3 protein-coding genes are annotated in these 3,322 nt (G+C 30.0%); all 3 read right to left on the reverse strand.

All coding sequences use genetic code 11. The features are described from left to right. The coding region (locus tag KHW44_RS07675; protein WP_304067992.1) for an FtsW/RodA/SpoVE family cell cycle protein at positions 1-917 on the reverse strand (917 nt) is incomplete at its 3' end. A gap of 4 nt (positions 918-921) precedes the next feature. Continuing rightward, positions 922-2,247: a UDP-N-acetylmuramoyl-L-alanine--D-glutamate ligase gene (gene murD, locus KHW44_RS07680; protein WP_304067995.1), complete on the reverse strand. Its 1,326-nt coding sequence runs from the start codon at positions 2,245-2,247 to the stop codon at positions 922-924. A gap of 7 nt (positions 2,248-2,254) precedes the next feature. After that, complete coding sequence (gene mraY, locus KHW44_RS07685) at positions 2,255-3,217, reverse strand: phospho-N-acetylmuramoyl-pentapeptide-transferase (RefSeq protein ID WP_304067998.1); 963 nt, start codon at positions 3,215-3,217, stop codon at positions 2,255-2,257. Positions 3,218-3,322: the final 105 nt, after the last annotated feature.

The following is a 3,322-nucleotide window of genomic DNA, read 5'->3' on the forward strand; positions in this document are numbered from 1 at the left end:
AATCTTGAATAAATTTGTTTTGTTTTCATCGCAATTCTAATTCCAAAAACTAGGAATGCAAAGTAAGCAATAATTAAAATCAAAGCTCCCAAAAATCCAAATTCTTCACAAATAATCGCAAAGATAAAATCGTTGTGAGCTTGTGACAAATACAAAAATTTCTGTTTACTCATGCCCAATCCGCTGCCCAGAAAACTACCGTTAGATACAGCAGCTAACGATTGGGATAATTGCCATCCCTGATCTTCTAAATTTCCCAACGGATCAATAAAAGCTATAATCCTGTCAATTCTACTGTATCCTATTTTTACTTTAAATATCGCTACGTATCCAAAAACAAGAGCAGTTATAAAAGTAGATATAATGTATCTAATATTTAAACCGCTAACCATGAATACGCAAAACACACTTCCTATGATTACTATTGCAGTTGATAAATCAGGTTGCATAAAAACAAATCCTCCCGATATCGAAACTAATATAATCATTCTTAAAAATCCTTCTTTGAAGGTTTTTATTTTATTAATGTTTTGTGATACAATAGCTGCTGCTAAGTTAATCGATGCAAATTTAAGAATGTCAGATGGCATAAAACTAAATGATTTAATCTTGATCCAACGTTTTGCGTAATTTATTTCTTTTCCCAACGGTGTAAAGACCAACATACACAATAATATTGCAAAAATATATATCCATAATGCATTTTTTTTGTAATTTTCGTTATTAAATACACTTGTAAATTTCATGAAAATAAAACCAAGCAAGGCAAAAATCCCCTGTCTTAGGCCATAATAATACCAAGCTCTATGCTCACTAACTGCGGTTGGCCAACTTGAGCTTAGTACCATAATTATTCCAAAAATTGTCAGGAAAATCGTAATATACAAGATACCTTTCCCATCTTTTGAAAGTTTCATGCTTCTATCCTCGCAAATTTTTCACTAATTCTTTAAATTCGTTTCCTCTTTCTTCATAGTTATTGTACATTCCCCAACTTGCACTAGCAGGAGAAAGTAGCACCACATCTCCACTTTCGGCTATTTGATTAGCTTGAGTAACAGCTTGTTTCATATCATCTACCAAAAATATCTTTTCAAATCCATATTCTCTTGCTTTTTTCTCAAACAAATCTCTAGTTTGACCCATTAAAACCAACGCTTTAAATTTGTTCTTACCAGCTATGAAAAAATTATCCAAGCTTACTTTTTTGTCGTATCCACCAGCTAATATAATAACATTCTTATCAAAAGATTCTATCGCTTTGACACTAGCATCTACATTAGTTCCCTTAGAATCGTTGTAGTATTTTACTCCAGACATTTCCCTTACAAATTCTAATCTATGTTCTACACCAGAAAAAGTCATTAAAGTTTGTCTGATACTATCATCATTAATACCTATCAACTTTGCTAAAGTAACACAGAATAGAACATTTTGATAATTATGATAGCCTATTAATTTAACATCTTTTAAATCAATTATTTTATTACAATCTGAATCAGAAAAATATATTGAATCGCCTTTTATGAATGAACCTTTTTTAACATCAGTTGAAGTCGATACATCATATACGTTTGATTTTGTAAATTTTTTGCATTCTTCGTAGTATTCATCATCAACATTAAGTACAGTATAACAATTATCGTCTTGATTTTTTAATACATTTTTTTTAGCGTTTACATAATTTTGCATACTTCCGTGCCAATCAATATGATCTGGAGTTATATTGATTATGCAAGAATATTGTGGTTTAAAGTTTTTCGTGCTTTCTAGTTGGAAGCTTGAACATTCAATAACAAAATATGTGTCCTTGTCGCTGTTGTAGATTTCCCACAACATTCCTACTCCAATATTTCCTATCGAAATAGCTTTTCTTCCTGAATCATTCAACATTTTAGTCATCAACGAAGTTGTAGTTGTTTTTCCATTCGTGCCAGTAATTGCTACAATTTTAATATCATCAAAAATTCTTTGTGCCAATTCCAAATCACTAACAACTTCGATACTTAATTCATTAGCCTTTAATATCACTGGATTATCCATTCTAATGCCTGGACTTTTTAAAATAGTATCGTACTTATCAATAGTATCTATAGATTCTATTTGAACGTCTAATTCCTTTAATATTTTTGATTTTTCCTCGTCAATATTATCATCGATAGCCCCCAAATCATATCCTTTTAATTTTAATGTTTTTAGAGCTGATATTCCTGTTCTAGCTAATCCAAATACTAATATTTTTTCCATAATTCACCTACAATATATCTATTAGAGTAATTAAACTTGTAATTACTGATACAACCATAAAAGTTGATACTATTTTTTGTTCTTTGTATCCTTTTAATTCATAATGATGATGAATAGGGCTCATCAAAAATACTCTTTTTTTGTTTCTCAATTTGTAGCTTGTCATTTGAATTATTACGGATAATACTTCAATCATGTACACAAATCCTAAAATGATTAAGTACAAACTTAAGCCGTACATAGCCATAATCATTACCAAAGCGCCACCTATAGCCATAGATCCTGTATCACCCATAAAAACTTTCGCTGGATTTGAATTGTACACCAAAAATCCAAATAGACTTCCTGCAAATATAATACTGAATATACTAGCTGTTGAATTTAAGTTATACAAAATAATACTTGTAGCAATGAACACAGGAATTGATACAGAAGTTGCAAGTCCGTCTAATCCATCAGTAAGATTAGTAGCATTAGATGTTCCCATCATTACGAAAATCAAGAATGGATAAGTTATTATTCCAAAATCTACTGTTTTATGGAAGAAAGGAATAACTTGTTTTGTAAAATTTGGATTTACTTGTTTAATCAAAAAACAAGCTATGATGGAAAACAAAAGTTGTAACACAAGTTTTTGTTTTTCGTTTAATCCCAATGAACGTTTCATTACTAACTTCATGAAATCATCTATAAAACCTATCGCTCCAAATGCAAGCATTCCATATATTGCCAACAAAACTTCACTATTAAATAATCTAAATACAATCACAGTAATCAACGTAGATATTATAAATATAATACCTCCCATAGTTGGTGTTCCAGCTTTCGAATAGTGTGATTTCGGGCCGTCATCTCTGATTTCTTGACCAATATGTTTTTGTCTTAAAATCTTGATTATAAACTTTCCTAATATCAATGAAATTACAATTGATAATAACATCGACATTAAAATTTCACTTTTAAAATTCATATTTATCTCCTCGTATAATATAGTTGTAGTAATAAATACTACATTTTATTTTCAATCCCACTTTCATATGGGATAATAATTGTATAGATAGAGGTCGTAGCTATC

This window comes from Finegoldia magna (assembly GCF_018371055.1).
In the GTDB taxonomy this organism is placed as follows: Bacteria; Bacillota; Clostridia; order Tissierellales; family Peptoniphilaceae; genus Finegoldia; species Finegoldia magna_I.